The sequence below is a fragment of the Kitasatospora saccharophila genome (assembly GCF_039529925.1).
Lineage (GTDB): Bacteria > Actinomycetota > Actinomycetes > Streptomycetales > Streptomycetaceae > Kitasatospora > Kitasatospora saccharophila.
This window is the reverse complement of the sequence record NZ_BAAANS010000046.1, coordinates 29,360-53,886: the sequence shown is the minus strand read 5'-3', so window position 1 is coordinate 53,886 and position 24,527 is coordinate 29,360. Positions and strand designations below refer to the sequence as shown.

Genomic DNA, 24,527 nt, shown 5'->3' with positions numbered 1-24,527 from the left:
GATCAATGGGAGTTGACACTACGGAAACATGCGTCCCAGCCGCCCGGAAGCTGCGTTCCGCAGGCCGAACGGCCTTACGACAACGGAATCCGCAGCTGATCACGCGTTGACGGGACCAATTCACCCAGGCAACCTGGCGAACCGGGAGCGAAGCAGAACCCAGACCGCGAGACCGTGCTTCGGAGGCGATACCGCTCCCGTCCCCCACATCACCGCTCAGTGGATCGGATGCCCCATGACCGACACGCTCCCCCCGAAGGTGGTCGCCCCCGCGGGGGACGCCGACACCGCGGGCAGCCCGAAGAAGCTCGCCCGGTCGCTCGGCGTCGTGGGCGGCACCCTGCTCACGCTCTCCTGCGTGACACCGGCGTCCTCACTCTTCGTGATCGTCCCGGAGCTCTTCAACTCGCTCGGCACCTTCACCCTGATGTCGATCCTGATCGGCACGGTCATCTGCGTCGCGGTGGCGTTCTGCTACTCCGAGCTCGGCACCCTGGTGCCCTCCGCGGGCGGCGAGTACGCGATGGTCGGCACCCTGGCGGGCAAGTTCACCGGCTGGCTGGTGTTCATCCAGTCGCTGATCGTGGTGATGATCGTGCCCTCACTGATCGCCATGGGCACCGCCGACTACCTGGAACCGATCATCCACCTCGACCCGAAGTGGGCCGGCGCCGCGGTGATGCTCGCGGCCACCGTGGCCGGTCTGCTGGACCTGCGGGCGAACGCCTGGATCACCGGCATCTTCCTGGTGCTGGAGGTCATCGCCTGCGCCGTGGTCGCCTTCCTGGGCTTCGGCCACTCGGAGCGCGGGGTGAGCAGCCTGCTGCACGGCTCCGTCGTCGACGCCACCAGCGGCGCCACCAGCGGGGTGGGCTTCGCGGCGATCCTGGCCGCGATGGGCACCGCGCTCTTCGTCACCCAGGGCTTCTCCACCGCGATCTACCTCTCCGAGGAGCTGGAGAACCCGCGCAAGAACGTCGCCCGCACCGTGCTGTGGACGCTGGGCCTGTCCACCGCCATCATCCTGGTCCCGGTCGCCGCGATCACGATGGGCGCCCCCGACCTGAAGGCGCTCAGCGAGGGCAACATCTCCTCGTTGGTCATCGGCTGGAGCAACAGCGGCGTCGGCACCTTCATCAGCCTGTGCATCGCACTGGCGATCATCAACGCCGGCATCGTGATGGTCATCCAGAACTCCCGGGTGCTGTTCGCCTCCGGCCGCGACAAGGCCTGGCCGGAGCCGGTCAACAAGGCGTTCGGCACCCTCAACAAGTTCAGCGCCCCGTGGATCTCCACCCTGGCGGTCGGCGTCCCCGGCGCCGCGCTCTGCTTCGTCGGCCAGGACCTGCTGACCAACATCACCGGTGTCGCGGTCGCCGCGCTCTACCTGCTGGTCGCCGTCGGCGCGCTGTTCTCCCGCCGCGGCCACCACAAGGACGCCCCGGCCTGGCGCCAGCCGCTCTGGCCCGCGCTGCCGGTCCTGGTGATCGTCGCCCTGGCCTACACCCTGACCAAGCTCGACCCCACCGCGCTGTGGTGGACCCTCGGCATCACCGTCGCCGCCAGCCTCTACTGGGCGCTCTACCTGCGGCCCCGCCCGGAGACCCGCTGGGTGATCACCCTCCCCGAGGACGAGCGCGTCTGACCCCCGCGGACCCGCTCCCGCGTCGGCCCCCGCTCCGGTCCCCGAGACCGGAGCGGGGGCCGGCCCCTTTCCGGGACCGGCCCCCGCTCCGTCCTGCGCGGCGCGTCGGCCGCCGTGCGCCGAGCGCGGCGGGTCAGCCGTGGCGGCTGCGGCGGCGGCCCATGTCGCGGGCGACGATCGAGCCGCCCGCCAGGCCCGCCACCACCAGGGCGCCGATGCCCAGCACGAAGGTGCCGGTGCGGCGGTCCCGGTCGGCCTGGGTCTCCTCCAGCCCGAGCGGCTGCGCGACCAGCGTGGCGGCGTCCAGCTTGGTGGACGGGTCCGGGTGCGGCGACTCGGACGGGCCGGGCACCTTGGTGTACTCGACGGCCTTCACCGGGTCGACCACGCCCCAGCCGATGTACTTGTTGGGGCCGTGCTCGGTGCGCTGCGCGGTCTGCTCGATCACCGTGCGGATCTGCTGGGCGGTCCAGCCCTTGTGCATGCCCTTGAGGATGGCCGCCACGCCCGCGACGTACGGGGCGGAGAAGCTGGTGCCGTTGTCGGTGCACTGGCCGTGGCCCGGGACGGTGGAGAGCATGTCGACGCCGGGCGCGGCCACGTCGACGAAGTCGCCGTACTGGGAGAACGGGGCCCGCTCGTTGTTCCGGTCGGAGGCGCCCACCGAGAGCACCGTGCTGAAGGCGGCCGGGTAGGTGGGGCCCTCGGCGCCGTCGTTGCCCGAGGAGGCGACGACCACGATCCCGGCCCGCTCGGCGCTGTCCAGCGCGCTCTTGAGCTTGTCGGCGTCCTGGAAGGTCGGGTTGTCCAGGTCCGCGCTCGGGGACGCGGACGGGTCGTTCTCGATCCGGACGTCCTGCGAGATGTTGATGACCTTGACGCCCTTGCTGATCGCGTCCTGGATCGCGGCGGCCAGGGTCCTGACGCTGCCGTGGCCCTCGGCGTCGTTCTGCCGGATCGCCAGGATGGTCGCGTCCTTGGCCAGGCCGACGAAGCCGATGCCCGGCTTCTCGGCGGCCGCGATGATGCCCGCCACCTTGGTGCCGTGGCCGACCGGGTCGGTCCGGCTGTCACCGGCGGGGCGCTGCTGGCCCTCCGCGACGTTCTCGCCCAGGTAGTCGTGGCCGGCCTCCACCTTGCCCGCCAGCTGCGGGTTGGCCTGGTCCACCCCGGTGTCGATGACGGCGACCTTGACGTCCTTGCCGGTCCGGTTGTTCGGGTCCTCCCCCGGGTCGGCGCCCGGGTCGGCGCTGGGCTTGGCGGCCTGCCGGCCCTCGCCCCACAGTTCGCTGAGGAACACCCGCTGCAGCGCCCACGGCTTGGACACCACGTCCTGCTCGATGGGGAAGTTGCAGTCCCCCGCCGCGGCCAGCGTCAGCGCCGCCCCGGGGGCGCCGCCCGCGGGCGCCGGCCCGGCCCAGGCCGGAACGGTGCCGACCGAACCGACCGCCCCGAGCACCAGCAGCACCGCACCGGCCCGGCGCAACGATCCTGACGACACCTCTGCTCCACCCCTCATCGTTCTCCACCCGTGTCCGTCCGTGTACCGCCCCGCACGGCGTGCGAAGGGGGGGCGCCCTGAGGACGCCCGCCCGTGTCAAGCACTGCCGTGCCGGTTCCCCCGTGCCGTTGCCGGCCCGCCGATCACTGGTTCCAGATGCCCGCGTTGGTGTTCTCGGTCTGCTGGTAGCTCTGCGCCGCGTTGTCCAGCGCGCCGGCGATCCGGCCGAGCACCTCCTGCAGGTCCGCCGCCTTGGCGTCCCACTGCGCCTGCCGGGCCTGGTAGCCCTGCTGAGCCGCGCCCTCCCAGCTGGAGGCGATGCGCTGGACGCCCGACTTCAGGTCGTCGAGCTGGCTCTGGATGCGAGCGGCGGTCTGACGGACCTCGGTGCTCGCGTTCTGGATGGTCTGGAAATTGACGAGAATGCCGGACATTGATCTCTCCCCTTCGATGGATTCACGGCGCGCCCCCGGAAGGGCGCAGTGAGGCTGGTTGCTCCAGAGCTACCGGCGTCAGCCGATGCCACCGACCGCGGCGCGCTGCTCCTCTTCGGTCATCGAGTAGGCCTTGGTGGTCGCCTCGATGGCCTGGCGGATCTCGTCGAGGATCCGGTTGAGCGCAGTGGCGTCGTCGTTGAACTGCGACTGCATCTGCTGGTACGCGGACGCGGCCGCGCCCTTCCAGCCCGAAGCGATCTCGGAGACCAGGTTGTTCAGGCGGCTGATCTCGCCCTGGACCTGGTTGTTGACCTCGCCGATGCGGTTCGCGAAGGCGGTCATTTCCTCCGCGGTCGTCGTGAACTGACCTGCCATGATCCACCGTCCCCCATGAGACAGACAACGTCCGGACGCCCCTGTGGCGAACGTCCGTACGGGCACCACCTGTGTGGTGCTCTGAAGCACTGTAACGGCCAACTGGCCCGCGCCCAACACCGGGTAGCGGGTAGTTACCAGACCATGACACTGGACCGCCGCACCGGTCCTGACACCGCGTCAGGCGTTCTGGGCCTGAAGTGCGGAGTTGGTGTTGAGCACCGGACCGGCCGGCACCAGCTTCGACCAGGCGGCGGGCACCTGGGGCATCAGGACGTCCTTGTAGCCGAGCCGCGCCTGGGCCTCGTTGGTGTTGTTCGACTTGCCCCCGTCCGGCGAGGCGCTGGCCGTGCCCGCGGCGGCGCCGTCGCCGTTGGCCGGCAGCGAGTAGCGCAGGCCGGAGTCGGTGATCAGGAAGTCGCTGCCGGAGGAGGCCGCCTGGGTGCCGGTGCTGAGCACCTCGCCCTCCACCGCGCGGTACAGCAGGCCGTGACCGGGCGTCACGTGGGCGCTGACCGAGCCGGAGGTGACCTGCGCCGGGTACGCCGTGCTCGCCCAGACCGAGCGGATGATGCCGCCCTTCTCGTCGGCGCCCTCGTAGGTGGAGCAGACCACCGTTCGGGCGCCGCTGGCGGCGACGTTGACGGCCTGCTGCTTCTTGACCGGCAGGTTCCCGGCGGCCGTGATCATCTCCTTGGTGGTCTTGGACTCCAGCTTGCTGATGTCGCCGGCGCCGACGTCCTCGATGGCCGGCGTGCCGTCCTTCGGGTACGCGCTCTGCAGCAGCGGGTCGGTGCGCATCAGCTCGGCCTGGAACTCGGTGATCTGGTAGAGCTGGTCGAGCCCGACCGCGTAGTACACGCCCTGGAACTTCAGCAGCCGGCCGACCTGCTTCTGCTCCGGGTTGGACAGGTCCAGGTTGGACTTGGCGGAGGTCTTGGTGGTCTTGAAGGTGTCGATCCGGGGGAACTTCACCGGGTCGCCGGCGGCCAGCGTGTCCAGCCACTCCTTGGTGACCTGCTGCGGCTTGGTGCCCGGGCTGCTCAGCGCCGTCATCAGGTCGCTGCGCTCCTTGCCGTCCATGTCCCGCATGCCGAGCGCGTGCTTGACGCCCTTGGAGTCGACCAGGTAGATCGACCCCTGGGTGTGCCCGCTGTCCAGCAGGGGCTCCTGGACCAGCAGCATCTGGCCGTCGTTCAGCTTGTCGCCGCTCGTCTTCAGGGCCTTCTCGTCCTGACCGGCGGCGACGAACACCGACTGGCTGACGGTCGTCTGCAGGTTGTCCTTGCCCATCTTGTCGCAGACCGACCAGGTCTTCGCGGTCCCGGCGTCGCCCTTCGCGGGGAGCTTGTCCGGCGCGTACGGGATGCCGATGGTCGCGCCGCGCCGCGGGTACTTGTCCAGCACGTCGTCGGCGACGGTCTGCACGGTGGCGCTCTCGGGCAGCACCAGCCGGGCCGAGGACATGTTCAGCACCTGGTGCAGGGTGGGCTCCTTGTTCGGCCCGTCGTTCAGGATCACGTAGCGGGTCGTGGAGGACTTGCCCTGGATGACGAACTTCCCGCTGTCCCAGTTCGGCGGCGCGGCGGGCTTGAGCACGCCCCACATCCCGAAGCCCGCGACGACCACCGCGGCGACCACGAAACTCGGCAGCACCGCGCGCAGCGGACGCGGCGCGTCCTCGTCGTTGCCGCCGCCGCCCGGCTGCAGGAAGGCCCCCACCATCCGCTTCCGGGCGAAGGTGTAGGCGTTCAGCTCGTCCCGGCGTGATGCCATGCTCGTCCCCGTCTCCCCTGTTGTTCCGCTGTGCGGCCCGCCCGGCGGGCCTGTCAACGCGCTTGCGCCGTGCGTGAGTCTGCCACCCGGCGGGCGGGCCTCGCGGCCACCCCTCTACGATGCGGCAGCAGACGGTGAGTACGGTAACGGGTAGGCTCCGACGGTCCGCCATCCGGGCCGCCGACCCGGCCCCCGCCCGCACTTTCCGGGCCCGCGGGGGGATCTGACGGGACATCTGAAGCAGAGAGGGCAATTCGGGGGATGCCAAGCCAGTCCGCTCCAGCACGACGACGCTCCACCTCGCACGGCCGGAGGCCGGACGCCCCGGGCGGACGCCGGGCCCGCACCGCGCCGCCCGCCCCCGCGGCGGTCGGTCCGGTGGGCCTGCGGCTGCTGCCCAGGCCCGGGCTGCTGGGCCGCCGCCTGGAGCTCAAGCAGATCGTCCAACTGGAGGTCGCCGCCGCCCTGGTGGCGGTCGGGTGGTCGATCAACACGATGATGGCGGGCGTCTTCGCGGTGCCCGCGCTGATCCTGGTCGCGGTCGCGCTGCTGCGCCTCGGGGGCCGCACCACCGGCGAGGCGGTGGGCGTCCGCTCGACGTACAACTCCCGCCGCCGGGACGCGAAGTACAACGTCCCGCCGCCCGGCACCGACCCGGCGATCGCGCCGGTGATGGAGCTCGACCCGGCGCTCAAGACCTGCACCCACGCGATCGAGACCGACCTCGGCGACGGCCGTCCGCTGCGCCGCGAGACCGGCATGGTCGGCGACGGCACCTTCTTCACCTCGGTGCTGCTGGTGCAGTCCAAGGACCAGCCGCTGCGCCCCGGCCGGGCCGCCTCCTCGGTGCCGCTGGACCTGATCTGCTCGGTCCTGCAGGTCGACGACATCGGCCTGGAGTCGGTGCAGCTGATCCAGCACACCCAGCCGGCGCCCGCGCCGCACCTGCCCGAGCACTCGCTGGCCGCCCGCGCCTACCAGCAGACCCCCGGCGGGGTGAGCACCCCGGCGCTGCGGCTGACCTGGGTCGCGCTCAAGCTCGACCCGGAGCGCGCGGCCACCGCCGTGCTGGCCCGCGGCGGCGGGGAGGAGGGCGCCCGCAAGACCCTGCAGCGGGTCACCGACCAGCTGGCCGGCCGGCTCAACAGCGCCGGGTTCACCGCCACCGTCCTGGACGAGCGCGAGCTGATCGCCGCGCTGGCCATCTCGGTGTGCGCCAACCCGGTGGCGGTGGCGGGCCGGCAGGGCTCCGGCGGCGGCGGGGTCGGCGTGCGCCGCACCCAGGAGTCGGCGAAGTACTGCCGGATCGACGACCGCTGGCACGCCACCTACTGGATCTCCAAGTGGCCGGTGCTGTCCCGCCCGGGCATGGGCGGCGGCCGGGTGGCCGCCCCCGACCTGGTCAACCAGCTGACCGGCACCCCCGCGTTCGCCTCGACCTTCTCCATCACCGCGACCCGCGCGATGGGCGGCTCGGTGGCGCTCAGCGGCCACCTGCGGCTGACCGAGCACAACGAGTCCCGGCTCGACCAGATGGGCCGCCAGGTGGAGTCCCGGGCGCAGCACAGCGGCGCCGCGCTGACCCGCCTCGACCTGGAGCACGCCCCCGGCCTGCTCGCCACGCTGCCCCTGGGAGGGACGTCCTGATGGCCTACCAGACCTACCCCGGCCAGGCCCCGCAGCCGGTCGAGCAGCGCCCGGTGCGGGTGCGTCCCGGCTACGGCCTGCGCGGCCCGCGCCGGGAGAAGCACGTGCTGACGGTCGAGGACCTGTCGGCGCTGGCCTTCCCGGTCGGCGACGACGGCGTGGTGATCGGCCTGGACCACCAGCAGCAGCCCGCCGTGATCGGCCTGTTCCGCCCGTCCGCGTTCGAGGTGGTGCTGGTCGGCGGCATGTGGACGGCGCAGCTGATCGCGCTGCGCGCGGCCGCGACCGGCGCCCGGATCGCGGTGGAGACCGGCCGTCCGCAGGCGTGGGCGCCGATGGCGCAGGCCGCGGGCGGCGGCCAGCCGTGCGTGACGATCCACCAGGTGGGACGGCTGGGCGCGCAGGGCGCCTCGGTGGCGTCCCCCGTTCTGGTGGTGCGCGACCTGGGCGCGCGGCCCAACCGCAGCCGGCTGTCGGCGGCGCCGTGGCAGACCACGCTGACCGTGCTGCCGTACCTGGGCCCGAACGCGAGCCGGGTGATCAACGCGGCCGACCTGGTCGGCCTGCAGCGGGTCTCCCCGCAGGAGTCCGAACTGCTGGGCCGGCTGCTGTCGCTGGCGCCCGGCGACGTCAGCGCGCTGCCGACGCTGCCGGACAACGTGACGCTGTGGGCGACCCGGATGCGGCGCCAGTACGTGATGACCAACCAGGGCGAGGCCGAGACCCAGGTGCTGGGCGGTCCGCGCCGCATGGACTGACCGGTGCCCGGCCGGTCGGCGCACTCCGGGCGGGCCCCCGGCGCGCACCGGGCCGGCCGGTCGACCGGGTCCGCCGGATTCGCCGTCAGGTCGGGCACCGCCTTCAACGCGGGCACCTGCACGGCCTAGTCTTGTTGCCCGACGGCAACCGCCGAAGCAGCTTCGGCGAGAACGAGGGAGCCCCAGTGAGCAGCGATCGGGACGGCGTCTACGTCGGCGACAACGCGGCCGAGGACGACGATGACTGGTCCGACGCCCCGGACTACAGCGCCCCGTCCTGGTACACCCAGAGCGCCGCGCCCGGCGCTCCGGTAGCGGCGCCGCAACCGCCCGTCCAGCAGCAGGCGCAGCCGCCGCAGGTGCAGCCGCCACCGGTCCAGCAGGCCCCGCCGCCGCAGGTGCCGGGCCCGCCGCAACCGCCGGTCGGCCAGCAGGCCCCGCAGCCGCCGTTCCCGCAGCAGGGCCAGCAGCCGTTCCCGCCCCAGGCCCCGCAGCCCGACGCCCAGCAGCCGCCGTTCCCGGCGCAGGAGCAGCAGCCGTTCCCGCCGCAGCCGGACGCCCAGCAGCCGGCCTTCCCGGCGCAGGAGCAGCAGCCCCCGCAGCAGGTGCCCGGCCCGCCGCCGGTGGCGGAGCAGCCGCCGGCGCCGCAGCCGCCGGTCGCCCCGCAGGCCCCGCAGCCGCCGGCCGTCCCGAACGCGCCGGTGCCGAACGCGCCGGTGCCGAACGCCGCGCCGCCGGTGGAGCAGCCGCCGCAGCAGCAGGTGCCCGGCCCGCCGCCGGTCGGCCAGCAGGCTCCGTCGCAGCCGTTCCCGCCGCAGCAGGGCCAGCAGCCGTTCCCGCCGCAGCCCGACGCCCAGCAGCCGCCGCAGCAGTGGCCGAACCAGCCGTACCCGCCGCAGCAGGGCCAGCCCCCGGTCGGCCAGCAGGCCCCGCAGCCGCCGTTCCCGCAGCAGGGCCAGCAGCCGTTCCCGCCGCAGCCCGACGCCCAGCAGCCGCCGCAGCAGTGGCCGAACCAGCCGCAGCCGCCGCAGCAGGGCCAGCCCCCGGCCGACCCGCGGGCGGGCGGTTGGCCGCAGCCCGGGCAGACCATGGGCGGGCAGCAGTACGCGCCTCCCGGCCCGCCGCAGCAGCACGGTGTCGGCGGTGCGCCGCAGGCTCCGGCGCAGTTCCAGCAGGCGACCGGGCAGCCCTCGGCGCACGGTGCGGCGCTCGGTTACACGGCCGCGGTGGAGCTGTCCTCGGACCGGCTGCTGCGCGGCCAGCCGAAGCCGCAGAAGCAGTCGCGGTTCCAGTTCGGCGGCAAGTCGGCGCAGGCCGGCCGGCAGCAGAAGCTGGAGCTGATCCGGCACCCGGTGATGACCTGCTACCGGATCGCGGTGATCAGCCTCAAGGGCGGTGTCGGCAAGACCACGACCACCACCTCGCTGGGCGCGACGCTGGCCAGCGAGCGGCAGGACAAGGTCATCGCGATCGACGCCAACCCGGACGCGGGCACCCTGGGCCGCCGCATCAAGCGGCAGACCGGGGCGACCATCCGCGACCTGGTGACGGCGATCCCGAACATCCGCAACTACATGGACATCCGCCAGTACACCTCGCAGGACCCGAACTCGGGCCTGGAGATCGTCGCCAACGACGTGGACCCGGCGGTCTCCACCACCTTCGACGACTCGGACTACCGCCAGGTCATCCAGGTGCTCGGGCAGCACTACCCGATCATCCTGACCGACTCCGGCACCGGTCTGCTGTACTCGGCGATGCGCGGCGTGCTGGACCTGGCGGACCAGCTGATCGTGGTGGCCACGCCCAGCGTGGACGGCGCCTCCAGCGCCTCGACCACCCTGGACTGGCTGTCCGCGCACGGTTACGCGGACCTGGTGCAGCGGTCGATCACGGTGGTCTCCGGGGTGCGCGAGACCAGCAAGATGATCAAGGTCGAGGACATCGTGGCGCACTTCCAGACCCGCTGCCGCGGCGTCGTGGTGGTGCCGTTCGACGAGAGCCTGGCGGCCGGCGCCGAGGTCAACCTGCAGATGATGCGCCCGAAGGTCCGCGACGCCTACTTCGAGCTGGCGACGCTGGTCGGCGAGGACATCGCCCGCTCGCAGCAGCAGGCCGGCTGGCAGGGCCAGCAGCAGTACCCGCCGCAGGGCGGCTACCCGCAGCAGCAACAGCAGCAGTACCCGCCGCAGCAGCAGTACCCGGGGCAGCCGCCGCAGCAGGGCGGCTACCCGCAGCAGGGCCAGCCGTGGCAGCAGCCGCCGCAGCAGGGCGGCTACCCGCAGCAGGGCCAGCCGTACCCGCCGCAGGCCCCGCAGCCCGGCTACGGCTACCCGCCGCCGCACGAGGCGCCGCCCCCGGGGTACGGCTACCCGCCGCCCCACCAGGGCTGAGCGCACGACGGGAGCCCCCGCGGAACGCGCGTTCCGCGGGGGCTCCGACGCGTCGCGGGTCAGGGGCGCTCGGTGAGGTCCCGGGCGCGCTTGACGTCCTCGGCCATCCGCTCCAGCAGGGCGTCGATGGAGTCGAACTTCTCCATCCCGCGCAGCCAGGCCAGGAAGTCCACGGCGACGTGCTGCCCGTACAGGTCGAGGCCGACCCGGTCGATGGCGTACGCCTCGACGGTGCGGGCGGTGCCGTCGAAGGTCGGGTTGGTGCCGACCGAGATCGCGGCGGGCATGGTCTCGCCGTCGGCGGTCAGCCAGCCCGCGTACACGCCGTCGGCCGGGATCGCCGAGTGCGCGACGGTGTCCACGTTGGCGGTGGGGTAGCCGAGTTCGCGGCCGCGCTGGGCGCCGCGGACGACCTCGCCCTCGACCCGGTGCGGGCGGCCGAGGATCTCGGCGACGCCGGTCATGTCGCCGGCCGCGACCAGCCGGCGGCACAGGCTGGAGGAGAACGGCTCGCCGTCGCCCGCCGCGCCGCGCACCTGCAGGTCGACCACCTCGACGGTGAAGTCGGCGTCCCGGCCGAGCTCGGCCAGCAGCTCGACGTTCCCCGCCGCGCGGTGCCCGAAGCGGAAGTTGGGGCCCTCGACGACCGCCTTCGCGTGCAGCGCGTCGACCAGCACCGACCGCACGAAGTACTCCGGGGACTCCTTGGAGAACTCGGCGGTGAACGGCAGCACCAGGACGGCGTCCACGCCCAACTGCTCGACCAGTTCGGCCCGCCGCGGCTGCGGGGCGAGCAGCGGCGGGTGGGTGCCGGGCCGGACCACCTCGCTGGGGTGCGGGTCGAAGGTGACCACCACCGACTTCGCCCCCAGCTCACCGGCCAGCTCCACCACCCGGTTGATGATCAACTGGTGTCCGCGGTGGACCCCGTCGAACGATCCGATGGTGACGACGCTGCGCCCCCAGTCCCCGGGGATCTCCTCCAGGCCGTGCCAGCGCTGCACCTGACCGCTCCTTGTTCCTACGGTGTGCACAACCCGTGCACTCGAAAGACCGAAACCGAACCCCTATAGCGTGCCATGCGACCGGCCCTGCCCAGGTACCGGAAGGCCCTTGGTGTGACCGGTCAGACGGCCGTCCGGACGGTCGACCTGCCGTTCGGCCTCGGCCGCGGCGTACTGCGGGTCCCGCCCGGCGGCGGTGAGGGCCCGCATCCGGGCCAGCCGGGGCCCCTGCGGCGGCGGCGGGGCGTCCGCGGGCCAGGACGCCAGCAGGCGGGCGAAACCCGCCCAGCGGCCCGCACAGCGCACCAGGGCGGCGTCCGCGCCCGGCCACCGCTCGGCGACCAGGCACAGCAGCTCGCGCACCCGCCGCCCCGGGTGCCCGGCGTGCCGGGCCGCCAGCGCCTCCACCACCGCCGCCAGCACCCCGCCGTCCCGCTCGGTGGCCAGCAGGGCGTCCAGCAGCTCCTCCCGGCCGCCGCCGGGCGCGGCCAGCACCGGCACGAAGAGCGCCCGCACCGGCGGCCCGGCGGCCAGCACCGCGTCCAGCAGCGGACGGCCGTCCCGCCCGGCGTCCAGCAGCCGGTCCAGGTGCCGGGCCAGCTCCCCGGCCCGCTCCGGCCCCTCCCGCAGCAGCTCGGCGGCGACCAGCAGCCCGGAGCGGGCCACCGCCGGGTCGGTGGCCGCGGTCAGCACCCGCAGGTCCTCCGCCAGCCGGGCGCCCGGCACCCGCAGCCGCTCGCGCACCGCCGCCAGCACCTCGGCCGGGTGCTCCGCCACCAGCTCGGCCAGCACCCGGGCGGTCAGGAACGGGTCCCCCGCCCGGTACGCGGCCAGCGCGGCCGGCAGGTGCTCGGCCCGGCCCTCCGGGTCGCGCACCAGCAGCGCCAACGCCGCGCCGTGCAGGGCCGGTTCGTCCTCCCGGGCGAGCAGCGTCCGGGCCGCCAGCCGCAGCAGCCGGGCCCCCGAGCCGCCCGCGTGCGGGGCGGTGCGCAGCGCGTGCACGGCCGCCGCGACGTGCCGCTCGGGGCGCGGGTCGTGGCTCCACCGGTCGACCGCCCGGCACAGCGCGGACGGCTCCCGCTCGGCCAGCCGGCCCAGCAGCGCGTCCGCCCGCGGGTGGGCGGCGACCACCAGCGCCTCGGTCAGCTCGTCCAGCGCCAGCGCCCGGTGCTCGTACAGCAGTTCGTCGGCCAGCCCGGCCGCCACCTGGCCCTCCTCGTACCAGGCGCACAGCAGCGGCAGCACCCCGCGCGGGTCCGCGGCCAGCAGCTCGGCCGCCGCCGCCCGGACCACCTCCGCGCGGCCCGGGCCGCGCGCCAACCGGCCCAGCAGCGCGACCCGTTCGGCCAGCGGCAGCGGCAGCCCGGCCCAGAACGCGGCGCCGAACCGCTCGTCCCGGCCGGCCCGTTCGGCCAGCAGCTCCAGCAGCTCCCGGTGCGCGGACGGCTCCGGGCTCCCCGCCAGGCCCGCCACCAGCAGCCGGCCCGCCCACCAGTCCGCCTCCCCGCCGCGCTCCGAGCGCTCCAGCGCCGCCAGCGCCCGCCGCAACCAGCCGTCCAGCGCCGCCGCCCCGCGCAGCTCCCCGGCCCGCCGCAACGCCCCCAGCACCACCCCGACCCGGCACCGCCCGACCCCGGCCCCGGCCGGCGCCCCGCCGGACTCCCGACCGGACTCCCCGCCGAAGGCCCCGTCAGGGGTCCGGGGAACGGCGGGCCCGTGGCTGCTGCCGTCCGACGGGGCACGGAGCGTCCCGCCGCTCCCGGCCTCCCTCCCACCCCGCTCCCCGCCCGCCGCCTCCTCCACCTCCCCCTCCTGCGCCTCCTCCAGCACCAGCCGCAGCGCCGCGTCCAGGTCCAGGTGGAGGCTCTGCAGCCACTCCCCCCACTCCTCGTGCCCGGCCCGGTGGCCGGCCCCCGCCGGGACCAGCAGCCGCTCCTCCCGGACGGCCCGCGCCCAGCCGCCCGGCTCCGGGAACAGCCGCGCGAACTCCGCGGCGGGCAGCGCCCCGTCCCCCGCGCCGAGCATCAGCCGGGCGGCCTCGTGCAGCCGCCCGGCCGCGACGGCGGCGAGCCGCCGCACCTGCCGGGCGTCCTCGCCGGGCGCGGGCGGTCCGCCGCGGCGGTGCCGGCGGGAGCCGCCCGGGGTGAGGGCGACCCGGCGGGCGACGTTGAGGCAGGCCAGGTCGAGCCAGCCGTCGAAGAGTTCGGCCCGGCTGCCGACCGGGCCGTGCACGCCCGCGCCGCGCAGTTCGCCGGCCAGCCGCAGGGCCAGCGGGTGGCCGTGCTCGGCCGGGCCGAGGAAGGCGCCGGGCAGCCCGTAGCGGCGCCGGGCCCGGGTCGCGGCGTCGTCGGTGAGCGGGCCGAGCCACAGCGCGCGGGCGGCGGGACGCCAGGGGCCGAGCTGTTCCCAGCCGTCGGGCCGGCAGGCGACCAGGGCCCGGGCCCGGTGGGTGCGCAGCCACTCCAGGGCGGCGCCCAGCCAGCGCGCGGACAGTGCGAGCGGCGCTTCCTCGGGCCCGTCGAGCACCACCAGCAGCGGCCGTCCGGCGTCGGCGCACAGCGCGGCGAGCTCCTCCGGCCCGGCCTCCGGGAGGCCCGCCCGCCGGGCCGCGGCGGCGAGCCGGCGGCGCAGCGGGTCGCCGAGGGCGCGGTCGCCCGGGGCCAGGTCGGCGCCGCGCAGCCACAGGGTCGGCAGCGGCTGGGCGGCGCCCGACCGGCGGACGGCGAGGGCCGCGAGTTCGGTGGTGCGGCCGCTGCCGCTGTCGCCGAGCAGCACGGTGAGCGCGTCCTGCGGCTCCTCGCCGCTGAGGCCGTCGGGGCGGTCGACCCGGTCGGCGGCGAGTTCGGCGATCCGTCCGGGCCCGGCGGCGGCGTCGGCGAGCTGGGCCCGGGCCAGCCGCAGCGCGCCGCCGAGGTTGAGCGCCGGCCCGTACGCGGGGGCGTCGGCGGCGTTGCGGGCCAGCAGCCGGTCGAGCGGGCCGTCCCCGCCGGGCGGGCCGTCGGCGCCGAGCGGGACGGCGGCCGTGCCGGGGCCGGGGACGGCGCGCACCCGGGGGGCGATCACGGCGAGCACCGCGCCGGTCCCGGGGTCGAGCACGGGCGCCCCGGCGAGCGGGGTCACCGGCAGGTCGAGCAGCACGATGCCGGGGACGGTGCGCACCCGGGCGCCGTCCCCGCAGCGGCCGTTCTCCCGGCCGAGCGGGCCGCCCCGGGCCAGGGCGGGCGCGCCGTCCTCCCAGCGCTGGTGCGGCACCGCGACGGGGCCGGTGACCGGCCCGCGCCCGACCGGCAGGGCCGGGCCGGGGACGCCGCCGACCGCGGCGGTGCGCAGCAGGGCCAGGCCGCGGTCGGGGAGCAGGTCGACGCTCTCCGGGCCGAGCACCCGGGTCTGCCCGCCGGGGGTGTGCAGCACCAGCCGGGGCAGTCCGGCGACCGCCTCGTGCGCGGTGACCACCGTGCCGTCCCGGTCGGCGACGAAGCCGAGGCCGCACAGTCGGCCCTGCTGGTCCCTGATCCGCAGCAGCGCCTGCGCCGGATCCCCCGCGAAGCCGGCGTCCGCACCCTCGCCCATCCCGCCAGTCCTCCCGCCGGGCCGCACCCGGACCCGTGCGGGACCGGGGTACGGCCGCCGTACACGCCGCCGGTCAGCCTGCCCCCCACCAGCCCCACAGCACCCCGCACGCCCCTCTCACCACACCGCTTCACTCCGTGCGCCCCCGGCACCGGCGTCCGGCGCACACCCCGCGTCGAACCACCCGGGCCGCTCCCGTCCGCCCCAACTGCCGCCCCGGACGACGCACTTGGCCCGCCCCGCGCCCCGGCCCGGCCCGGTCGCCCCTGACACCCGCCCCGCCCGCCCCCGTACCCTGCGCCTCCGCGCCCGCGCCTCCGCGCCCCGGCCGGAAATCCGCTGGCGCCCGGCCCGCGCCCCGGGCCACCCTGCCGGTCATGGACGTCCGCCTGGAACCCTGGTCCGACTCCCGCCTCGGCCTGCTGCGCCGCATCAACACCCCGCTGATGCGCCGTCACGTCGGCGGCCCGGAGACCCCCGAGCAGCTGCTGGTGCGCCACCGCCGCTACCTCGACCTGCCGTCCCTGGGCGGTGTGGTGTACGCGGTGCTGGTGGACGGCGCGGAGGCCGGGTCCATCGCCCGGCACCGGCGCGGGTGGCGGGGCGCCGAGGTGCACGAGACCGGCTGGAACGTGCTGCCGGAGTTCCAGGGCCGGGGCGTCGCGCTGGCGGCGGGCCGGGCGATGCTCGCCGCGCTGCGCGCCGAGGTGGCCGCCGACCCGTCGGCGCCCGGCGTGCTGCACGCCTTCCCGGCCGTCGACAACGCGCCCTCGAACGCACTCTGCGCCCGCCTGGGCTTCACCGACGGCGGCCCGTGCGACTTCGAGTACCCGCAGCGCTCGGGCCGCTTCCTGCGCAGCACCGACTGGCGCCTGGCGCTGCGCTGAAACCCCGCGCGGCCCGCGCGCGCCGGCCCTCAGCCGACGAACACCGCCACCGGCTTGGCCTTGCCGCCGCTCTCCTCGATCAGTGCCAGGAACCGCCCGTCCGGGTCGAAGACCGCGACCGGCCCGTCCACGCCCAGCCCGGGCGCGTCCAGCCGCACGCCGTTGGCGAGCAGCCGGGCCTGTTCGGCGTCCACGTCCCAGCGCGGGAAGGCGGCGGCCGCGGCCTCGGCGATCGGCAGCACCTCCAGCTTCTCCTCCAACTGCTCCAGGGTGCGCGCCGATTCGACCGAGTACGGCCCGACCCTGGTGCGCCGCAGCGCGGTCAGGTGCCCGCCGACGCCGAGCCCGGCACCGAGGTCGCGGGCCAGCGCCCGGATGTACGTGCCGGAGGAGCACTCGACGGTGACGTCCAGGTCGAGCACCGGCGTGCCGTCCTCGGCGACGGCCGGGCGCACCCCGTGCACGGTGAAGGAGTGCACGGTGGTGGGCCGGGCGGCGAGTTCGAAGTCCTCGCCCTCGCGCACCCGGGCGTACGAGCGCTTGCCGTCGATCTTGATCGCGCTGACCTTGGACGGCACCTGCATGATCTCGCCGGTCAGTTCGGCGATCCCGGCGTCGATCGCCCCGCGCGTCACGCCGTCGGCCGGGACGGAGGCGGTGACCTCGCCCTCCCGGTCGTCGGTGACGGTGGTCTGCCCGAGCCGGATGGTGGCCTCGTAGGTCTTGGCGGTGAGCATCAGGTGGCCGAGCAGCCGGGTGGCCCGCTCGACGCCGATCACCAGCACGCCGGTGGCCATCGGGTCGAGGGTGCCCGCGTGCCCGACCTTCCGCGTCCCGGCCAGCCAGCGCAGCTTGGCGACCACGCCGTGCGAGGTGATGCCCTCCGGCTTGTCGACGACGACCAGCCCGTCGGGGCCCGTCCCTTTACGCTTCATCGCTCATCATCATTTCGAAATCCCGCGCGCTTCCCTGCCCCGCGCGCACCCCTGCGCGGCCGCTGCCGCGGCCCGGCCGCCGAACCGCACGAGCCTAGCGCGCGCCCGGCCCCCCGGCGTCCGCCCCGGGCGTCGCGGCGACCTCGGCCAGCGCCGTGCGGAACCGCTGCACGGCGCTCTCCACGGCCTCCCGCGCGCTGAACCCGGCCGCGTACACGTGCCCGCCGCCGCCGAGCCGGGCGCAGACCGCCGCGACGTCGACCGCGCCGCGGGAGCGGCAGGAGCCGCGCAGCGTGCCGTCCGGGTCCTGCTTGAGCACCAGCGCGACGTCCGCCTCGGCGGGCTTGCGCAGCACGTCGATCAGGCCCTCGATCTCCTCGACCGTGACGCCGAACAGCGCCAGGTCCTGGTAGGGCACCCAGGTCCACACCAGCCCGTGCCCGCCGGCCTCCTCCGGCTCGAACGCGGCCCGCTCCAGCGCCCCGGCGAGCACCTTGAGGTACCCGAAGGAGGTGGTGTCCCACAGCTGGCGGGAGATCAGGTCCTGCCGGATGCCGGTGGCCAGCATCCGCCCGGCCATCTCGTGGGTGGCGGGCGTGGTGGCCCGGTACTTGAACGAGCCGGTGTCGGTGGCGATGCCGGTGTACAGGCAGGTCGCGATGGACTGGTCGAGCGGCACCCGCAGCCGCCGCAGCAGTTCGTCCACCAGGACGGCGGTGGCGGGCGCGGCCGGGTCGATCAGCCGGACGGTGCCGAAGCCGGGGTTGGAGGCGTGGTGGTCGAACACCACCAGCGCGTCGGCGGCGAAGGCGTTGGCCCGCAGCAGGCCGAGCCGCTCCTCGGAGGCGGCGTCGAAGGCCAGCACCAGGGCGGGCGCGGCGGGCACCGCGGCGGCGGGGACGACCAGTTCCTGCCCGGGCAGGAAGGACAGCGACTCGGGGACGACCTGCGGGTCGTCGCCGAAGGAGACCCGCACCCGCTTGCCGAGGCCGCGCAGCGCCAGCGCGGCGGCCAGCGCCGAGCCGAGCGCGTCGCCGTCCGGGCAGATGTGGCAGATCAGGTCGATCTCGTCGCTGCCCGCGATCAGTTCGAGGGCGCGCCGCCACTCCTCCTCGAACCGGCCCGCGCCGTCCGGCGCGTCGGCGTCCGGCTCCGCCCCGGATCCGCCCGATGACGCGCTGCGAGGGCCCGGAAGCACCGCGAGGGCGGTCTCCACCCCGATGGTGGAGACCGCCCTCGCGGTACCGGACTCGGCCGGCTCCCCGGCCACGGTCACTCGTCCTCGTCGTCGTCGCGGGAGGACTTGTACGGGTCGGCGTCGCCGGCGAACGCGGCTCCGGCGGCGGCCGTGCGGACGGCGGCGTCGGAGAGCCGGGCCTTGTCCAGCAGGTCGTTGATGTTCCGGGCGTTGTCCGGCAGGGCGTCGGCGACGAAGGTCAGGGTCGGCGTGAACCGGACCCCGGTCTGCTTGCCGACCTCGGAGCGCAGGATGCCCTTGGCGCTCTCCAGCGCGGCCGCGCTGGACTCGCGCTCGGCCTCGTCACCGTAGACGGTGTAGAAGACGGTGGCCTCGCGCAGGTCCCCGGTGACCCGGGCGTCGGTGATGGTGACGTACCCCAGGCGGGGGTCCTTGATCCGGCGCTGCAGGGTCTCCGCCACGACCACCTGGATGCGGTCGGCGAGCTTGCGCGCCCTAGCGGTGTCGGTCACGTTGCCTCCTCGTGCAGTAGGCGCGTACCCCGGGTCATGACCTCGCCCGGTGGGGCCCTCTCCCCAACGTACCCGCCCGCGCCCAGCCTTGTGGGCGCTCTCGGTCCTGTGCGGGTGTGACGGTGGTGACTCCCGCAGGTCATTCGTCGTCGTCGTGGTGGTACCGCCTCCGTGCGGAGAGCAGCACCACCTCGGGGCGGCCGGCGACGAGCCGCTCACAGCTGTCCAGGATCTCGCTGACGTACCCGGCGTCGCCGGACACCACCGCGCAGCCGATCTCGGCCCTGCGGTGCAGATCCTGGTTGCCTACCTCTGCGGCGCACACGCTGTACTTGCGCTGCAGTTCGGCCACGATGGGCCGCACGATCGACCGCTTCTCCTTGAGCGAGTGCACGTCGCCGAGGAGCAGGTCGAAGGTGAGTGTTCCTACGAACATGTGGGACAGACCTGAGCCGGTCTGGGGGCCTCGAAGGATTGTTCCGACTGGGCCCGACCCTAACAAGCGCGGCCGGGGCCGGTCGACGGGTTAAAGCACCCGCCGACCGGCCCCGGTACGGCACCTGTTACGAGCGCGGCTTCTCGCGCATCTCGTAGGTCTCGATGACATCCTCGATCTTGATGTCGTTGAACGAGCCCAGGGTGACACCGGCCTCGAAGCCCTCGCGGACCTCGGTGGCGTCGTCCTTGAAGCGGCGCAGGCCCTCGATGTTGAGGTTCTCCGCCACGACCTTGCCGTCGCGCAGCAGGCGCGCCTTGGTGTTGCGGCGGATGATGCCCTCGCGGACGAGCACACCGGCGATGTTGCCGAACTTGGAGGAGCGGAACACCTCGCGGATCTCCGCGGAGCCGAGGCGCACCTCCTCGTACTCGGGCTTGAGCATGCCCTTGAGCGCGGCCTCGATCTCCTCGATCGCCTGGTAGATGACCGAGTAGTACCGGATGTCGACGCCCTCGCGCTCGGCCGCGGTACGGGCACGCCCCTCGGCGCGCACGTTGAAGCCGATGATGATGGCGTCCGAGCCCATCGCCAGGTCCACGTCGGACTCGGTGATGGCACCCACACCGCGGTGCAGGATCCGCAGCTCGACCTCTTCGCCCACGTCCAGCTTGACGAGGGCGTCCTCGAGGGCTTCGACGGAACCGGAGACGTCACCCTTGATGATGAGGTTGAGCTTCTCGATGTTGCCGGCGAGCAGCGCGGCCTCGAAGCCCTCCAGCGAGACGCGGACGCGACGCTGGGCCATCGAGGCGTTGCGGTCGCGGGCGGCGCGCTTCTCGGCGATCTGGCGGGCGGTGCGGTCCTCGTCGACGACGATGAAGCTGTCGCCGGCGCGGGGCACCGAGGTCAGACCGAGCAGCAGCACCGGACGGGACGGGCCCGCCTCGGAGATGTTGTTGCCGTTCTCGTCCAGCATCGCGCGGACGCGGCCGTAGGAGTCGCCGACCACGACCGAGTCGCCGACCCGCAGGGTGCCGCGCTGGACGAGCAGCGTCGCCATGGCGCCGCGGCCCTTGTCCAGGTGGGCCTCGATCGCGATGCCCTGGGCGTCCTGCTCCGGGTTGGCGCGCAGGTCGAGGGAGGCGTCCGCGGTCAGGACCACGGCCTCCAGCAGCTCCTCGATGTTGAGGCCCTGGCGGGCGGAGATGTCGACGAACATGGTGTCGCCGCCGTACTCCTCGGCCACCAGGCCGAACTCGGTGAGCTGACCGCGGACCTTGGTCGGGTCCGCGCCCTCGACGTCGATCTTGTTGACCGCGACCACGATCGGGACGCCGGCGGCCTTGGCGTGGTTGAGCGCCTCGACCGTCTGCGGCATGACGCCGTCGTTGGCCGCGACCACCAGGATCGCGATGTCGGTGGACTTGGCACCACGGGCACGCATGGCGGAGAACGCCTCGTGACCCGGGGTGTCGAGGAAGGTGATCGGGCGCTGCTCGCCGTTCACCTCGGTGACCACCTGGTACGCACCGATGTGCTGGGTGATGCCGCCGGCCTCGCCCGCGACCACGTTGGTCTTGCGGATCGCGTCGAGCAGGCGGGTCTTGCCGTGGTCGACGTGACCCATGACGGTGACCACCGGCGGACGCGGGGCCAGCATCTCCTCGTCGCCCTCGTCGACACCGAAGTCGATGTCGAAGGACTCCAGCAGCTCGCGGTCCTCGTCGTCCCGGCTGACGATCTCCAGCACGAAGCCCATCTCGTCGGCCAGCAGCTGCAGCGTGGCGTCGGAGACCGACTGGGTGGCGGTGACCATCTCACCGAGGTTGAACATCACCGAGACGAGCGCCGCCGGGTTGGCGTTGATCTTCTCCGCGAAGTCCGTCAGCGAAGCGCCGCGCGAGAGGCGAACGGTCGAGCCGTTGCCGCGCGGCAGCATCACGCCGCCGACGGACGGGGCCTGCATGGCCTCGTACTCCTGGCGCTTCGCCCGCTTCGACTTGCGACCGCGGGCCGGACGGCCACCGGGGCCGCGACCGAAGGCGCCCTGCGTGCCGCCACGGGCACCCGGGCCGCCGGGACGACCGCCGAAGCCACCGGGACGGGCACCGCCGCCGCCGAAGCCACCGCCGCCACCGGCGCCGCCACCCGGACGGGGACCGCCGAAGCCGCCACCGGCCGGACGCGAGCCCGGACCGGCCGGACGGCCCTGGAAGCCGGGACGGGCACCGCCCGGAGCACCCGGACGCGCACCGGGGCCACCCGGACGCGCACCGGCACCCGGACCCGGGCGCGGGCCCGGACGCTGCGGCATCATGCCGGGGTTCGGACGGGGCATCCCGGACGGGCTCGGCGCACCGGGGCGCGGAGCGGCCGGACGCGGCATGCCGTCGGGGCGCGGCGCACCGGCACCCGGACCACCGGGACGCGGGGCGCCACCGGGACGGGGACCGCGCTCGCCGGCCGGGGCACCGCCCGGACGCGGGGCACCGGCGCCCGGCGCACCGGCCGGACGGGGACCGCGCTCGCCACCGGGACGGGGACCGCGCTCGCCACCCGGCGCACCGGCCGGACGGGGACCGCGCTCGCCACCGGGGCGCGGACCGCGCTCACCGGCCGGGCCGCCCGGACGCGGGGCGGACGGACGGGCCATGCCCGACGCGCCGCCCGAGGTGAAGGGGTTGTTGCCCGGACGCGGACCGGCCGGACGCGGGCCCGGACGGGCCGCGGGGTTGGCCGGGGCCGGCCGCGGGGCGGCCGGACGCGCCGGGGCCTCGCCGGCCGGGGCCGGGGAGGAGAACTCCGCCGCCGCCGCCGGAGCGGCCGGGGCGGGCGCCGCCGGACGCGGACCCGGGGTCGGGGCCTGGCCGGCCGGCTTCGGCGCGGCCGGAACGGCGGCGGCCGCGGCGGCGGCGGGGGTGGGACGGGGGCCCGGCGTCACGGTGGGACGCGGGCCGGGGGTGGGGGCACCCGGCTTGGGTGCGGCCGAGCCGGCACCGCCGGACGGCTGGGGCGCCGCGGGCTTCCGCGGGCCCGGCTTCGCGGAGGACGCGCCGCCGGACGGCGGGGTCGCTCCCAAAGCGTCAGTCAACTTGCGCACGACCGGCGCCTCGATCGTCGAGGACGCCGAACGCACGAACTCGCCCAACTCGGTGAGCTTGGCCATGACGGCCTTGCTCTCCAAACCGAGTTCCTTGGCGAGCTCGTATACCCGGACCTTAGCCACTTCGCTCCTGTCTATGCGTCCGGGGTATTCGTCCGCCGGACTGCCGTTACTTCATGGGCGTACTCATCGCGTACTCATCGAGTGCTCATCGCAATCTCGACCTACTTCCATCTCGCGAGGTACCTGACTGGGGCGCACGGCGGCGTAGCACGTGCCGTGCGCTGGTGCGTGTTGCCGGGCACGGGGCCCGTCAGTGGGCCGACTGCCGGTCGGCCGGACCTGCTCCCGCCCCGAGGTGCTCCCGCAGGGCGCCGGGGTCGAGCGCGCCCTGGGCCTTGAGGGCCCGGGGGAACGCCCGGCGGCGGACCGCGAGGTCGAGGCAGTTCGGGTCGGGGTGCAGATACGCGCCCCGGCCCGGCAGAGTGCCGCGGGGATCGGGGACGCATCCGCCCTCGCCCGCCACGACACGCAGCAGCTCGTGCTTGGCCGCGCGCTTGCGGCAGCCCACGCAGGTGCGTTCAGGGCATGCCCGGACATGCGTCCGGCCAGACACGTTCAAGTCTACCCCTCCGAAGGGACTCACCGCCGCCGAGTAGATCGCCGGAGGCACATGACAACGTTGCTAGCGGTTGGAGGATTCCTCGGCGGGGGCCTCGGTGTCCGGACGGATGTCGATCCGCCAGCCGGTCAGCCGGGCGGCCAGCCGGGCGTTCTGCCCCTCCTTGCCGATCGCCAGCGACAGCTGGTAGTCCGGCACGATCACCCGGGCGGAGCGCTGGGCCAGGTCGACGATCTCCACCTTCGTCACCCGGGCGGGCGACAGCGCGGCGGCGACCATCTCGGCCGGGTCCTCCGACCAGTCGACGATGTCGATCTTCTCGCCGTGCAGCTCGGCCATCACGCCGCGCACCCGCATGCCGTTCGGGCCGATGCAGGCGCCCTTGGCGTTCAGGCCCTGCCGGCGCGACCAGACCGCGATCTTGGTGCGGTGGCCGGCCTCGCGGGCGATCGCGGCGATCTCCACCGAGCCGTCCGCGATCTCCGGGACCTCCAGCGCGAACAGCCGCTTCACCAGGTTCGGGTGGGTCCGCGACAGCGTCACCGACGGGCCGCGGACACCGCGCCGCACGCCCACCACGTAGCACTTCAGCCGGGTGCCGTGCCGGTAGTCCTCGCCCGGGACCTGCTCCTGCGGCGGCAGGATGGCCTCCAGCTTGCCGATGTCGACCAGCACGCTCTTCGGGTCGTTGCCCTGCTGGACGACACCGGTGACGATGTCGCCCTCCTTGCCCGCGTACTCGCCGAAGGTCTGGTCGTCGGCGGCGTCCCGCAGCCGCTGCAGGATGACCTGCTTGGCGGTGGACGCGGCGATCCGGCCGAAGCCCGACGGGGTGTCGTCGAACTCCTTCGGCTCGACGCCCTCCTCCAGCTCGGACGCGTCCTCCAGCGCCCAGACCGTCACGTGGCCGGTCTTGCGGTTCAGCTCCACCCGCGCCCGGCGGCGCGAGCCCTCGGTGCGGTGGTACGCGATGAGGAGGGCCGACTCGATCGACTCGACCAGCAGGTCGAACGGCACGCCCTTCTCGGTGACCAGCCCGCGCAGGGCACTCATGTCGATGTCCACGACTACGCCTCCTCTTCCTCTTCGTCCACGTCCGCGATGTCGGCGGCGGCGTCGAGCAGTTCCTCGTCCTTGCGGTTGAACTCGACCTGCACCCGGGCCCGCGCGATCTCCGCGAACTCCAGTCGGCGCTCCTTGGGGCGGCCGCGCCCCTTCACCGGCTGCACCTCGACCAGCGCGCCGTCCTCGTCGCTCTCCAGCACCCGCGCGGTCAGCTCCGCGCCGTCCACCAGCTTCACCGCCGCCAGCCGGCCGGTCGCCCGGCGCCAGTGCCGCGGCTCGCTCAGCGGGCGCTCGGCACCCGGCGAACCGACCTCCAGCAGGTAGGGGGCCTCGCCCATCAGGTCGGAGGCGTCCAGCGCCTGGCTCACCAGGCGGGAGAACTCGGCGATGGCGTCGAGGTCGACGCCGCCGTCGGCGTCCACGTCGATCTGCACCTGGCGGCGGCTGCCGGCCTGGGTCACCTTCACCTCTTCGAGGTCGAGCCCGGCCTCGGCGGCCAACGGCTCCAACAGGGCGCGCAGCCGGTCAGTGGGGGTGGTGCTCATCCGGGTGACTCCTCGGCCGCGTCTGCTGTTGTCGAAGGTGCTAACTCACCGCGAAGCCTATCGGGTCAACCCCCGAACCACCGATTCCGACCCGGGGCGCCCGCACCCCCTGCGA

General features: G+C 74.6%; 19 protein-coding genes. 5 read left to right on the top strand and 14 right to left on the bottom strand.

What is annotated here, in order from left to right; genetic code table 11:
• The first annotated feature begins 235 nt into the window (after window positions 1-235).
• A complete protein-coding gene (locus tag ABD345_RS28660; RefSeq protein ID WP_344556144.1) occupies window positions 236-1,645 on the top strand; it encodes an APC family permease in 1,410 nt (469 codons plus the stop codon).
• Between the two features lie 133 nt (window positions 1,646-1,778).
• Here the strand turns inward: ABD345_RS28660 and mycP are convergent, their stop codons facing one another.
• The 4 genes from mycP to eccB form a co-directional block, all read right to left on the bottom strand.
• The gene (gene mycP / locus ABD345_RS28655; RefSeq protein ID WP_344556143.1) at window positions 1,779-3,146 is read right to left on the bottom strand and encodes a type VII secretion-associated serine protease mycosin; all 1,368 of its coding nucleotides are present in this window, start codon (window positions 3,144-3,146) and stop codon (window positions 1,779-1,781) included.
• Between the two features lie 143 nt (window positions 3,147-3,289).
• The gene (locus ABD345_RS28650; RefSeq protein WP_344556141.1) at window positions 3,290-3,580 is read right to left on the bottom strand and encodes a WXG100 family type VII secretion target; all 291 of its coding nucleotides are present in this window, start codon (window positions 3,578-3,580) and stop codon (window positions 3,290-3,292) included.
• Between the two features lie 78 nt (window positions 3,581-3,658).
• Window positions 3,659-3,958: a WXG100 family type VII secretion target gene (locus ABD345_RS28645; protein ID WP_344556140.1), complete on the bottom strand. Its 300-nt coding sequence runs from the start codon at window positions 3,956-3,958 to the stop codon at window positions 3,659-3,661.
• A gap of 180 nt (window positions 3,959-4,138) precedes the next feature.
• Window positions 4,139-5,734, bottom strand: a complete 1,596-nt coding sequence (gene eccB, locus ABD345_RS28640) for a type VII secretion protein EccB (RefSeq protein ID WP_344556138.1) — start codon at window positions 5,732-5,734, stop codon at window positions 4,139-4,141.
• A gap of 261 nt (window positions 5,735-5,995) precedes the next feature.
• Here eccB and eccE point away from each other — a divergent pair, with 261 nt between their 5' ends.
• The 3 genes from eccE to ABD345_RS28625 all read left to right on the top strand — a co-directional run bounded on the left by eccE (window position 5,996) and on the right by ABD345_RS28625 (window position 10,532).
• The gene (gene eccE, locus ABD345_RS28635; RefSeq protein WP_344556134.1) at window positions 5,996-7,381 is read left to right on the top strand and encodes a type VII secretion protein EccE; all 1,386 of its coding nucleotides are present in this window, start codon (window positions 5,996-5,998) and stop codon (window positions 7,379-7,381) included.
• Window positions 7,381-8,139 carry a hypothetical protein gene (locus ABD345_RS28630; RefSeq protein WP_344556132.1) on the top strand — a complete coding sequence of 253 codons (759 nt, stop codon included), beginning with the start codon at window positions 7,381-7,383 and terminating at the stop codon, window positions 8,137-8,139. Before eccE ends, ABD345_RS28630 begins: the two co-directional genes overlap by 1 nt.
• A 185-nt stretch (window positions 8,140-8,324) precedes the next feature.
• Window positions 8,325-10,532 (top strand): MinD/ParA family ATP-binding protein, encoded by a 2,208-nt coding sequence (locus ABD345_RS28625; protein ID WP_344556131.1) that lies wholly within the window; start codon window positions 8,325-8,327, stop codon window positions 10,530-10,532.
• A gap of 59 nt (window positions 10,533-10,591) precedes the next feature.
• Here the strand turns inward: ABD345_RS28625 and ABD345_RS28620 are convergent, their stop codons facing one another.
• Window positions 10,592-11,536, bottom strand: a complete 945-nt coding sequence (locus ABD345_RS28620; protein ID WP_344556130.1) for a bifunctional riboflavin kinase/FAD synthetase — start codon at window positions 11,534-11,536, stop codon at window positions 10,592-10,594.
• A 63-nt stretch (window positions 11,537-11,599) separates the two neighbouring features.
• On the bottom strand, window positions 11,600-15,106 hold the full coding sequence (locus ABD345_RS28615; protein ID WP_344556128.1) for a serine protease: 3,507 nt from the start codon (window positions 15,104-15,106) through the stop codon (window positions 11,600-11,602).
• Window positions 15,107-15,483: 377 nt separating this feature from the next.
• On the opposite strand from ABD345_RS28615, the gene ABD345_RS28610 reads away from it, so the two are divergent.
• Window positions 15,484-15,993: a GNAT family N-acetyltransferase gene (locus ABD345_RS28610; protein WP_344556126.1), complete on the top strand. Its 510-nt coding sequence runs from the start codon at window positions 15,484-15,486 to the stop codon at window positions 15,991-15,993.
• Between the two features lie 29 nt (window positions 15,994-16,022).
• On the opposite strand, the gene truB is transcribed toward ABD345_RS28610, so the two are convergent.
• The 8 genes from truB to rimP form a co-directional block, all read right to left on the bottom strand.
• The gene (truB, locus tag ABD345_RS28605) at window positions 16,023-16,928 is read right to left on the bottom strand and encodes a tRNA pseudouridine(55) synthase TruB (RefSeq protein WP_344556125.1); all 906 of its coding nucleotides are present in this window, start codon (window positions 16,926-16,928) and stop codon (window positions 16,023-16,025) included.
• A gap of 94 nt (window positions 16,929-17,022) precedes the next feature.
• Window positions 17,023-18,198, bottom strand: coding sequence for a DHH family phosphoesterase (locus tag ABD345_RS28600; RefSeq protein WP_344556123.1), 1,176 nt, complete (start codon window positions 18,196-18,198; stop codon window positions 17,023-17,025).
• Window positions 18,199-18,200: 2 nt separating this feature from the next.
• Entirely contained in the window at window positions 18,201-18,638 is a 438-nt protein-coding gene (gene rbfA / locus ABD345_RS28595; protein ID WP_344556119.1) for a 30S ribosome-binding factor RbfA, read from the bottom strand.
• A gap of 139 nt (window positions 18,639-18,777) precedes the next feature.
• Complete coding sequence (locus tag ABD345_RS28590) at window positions 18,778-19,074, bottom strand: DUF503 domain-containing protein (RefSeq protein ID WP_176190225.1); 297 nt, start codon at window positions 19,072-19,074, stop codon at window positions 18,778-18,780.
• 127 nt (window positions 19,075-19,201) lie between these two features.
• The gene (infB, locus tag ABD345_RS28585) at window positions 19,202-22,303 is read right to left on the bottom strand and encodes a translation initiation factor IF-2 (protein WP_344556116.1); all 3,102 of its coding nucleotides are present in this window, start codon (window positions 22,301-22,303) and stop codon (window positions 19,202-19,204) included.
• 190 nt (window positions 22,304-22,493) lie between these two features.
• A complete protein-coding gene (locus tag ABD345_RS28580; RefSeq protein WP_344556168.1) occupies window positions 22,494-22,796 on the bottom strand; it encodes a YlxR family protein in 303 nt (100 codons plus the stop codon).
• Between the two features lie 69 nt (window positions 22,797-22,865).
• Window positions 22,866-23,867 carry a transcription termination factor NusA gene (gene nusA / locus ABD345_RS28575; protein ID WP_344556114.1) on the bottom strand — a complete coding sequence of 334 codons (1,002 nt, stop codon included), beginning with the start codon at window positions 23,865-23,867 and terminating at the stop codon, window positions 22,866-22,868.
• A 2-nt stretch (window positions 23,868-23,869) separates the two neighbouring features.
• On the bottom strand, window positions 23,870-24,412 hold the full coding sequence (gene rimP / locus ABD345_RS28570) for a ribosome maturation factor RimP (RefSeq protein WP_344556112.1): 543 nt from the start codon (window positions 24,410-24,412) through the stop codon (window positions 23,870-23,872).
• Between the last annotated feature and the right edge of the window lie 115 nt (window positions 24,413-24,527).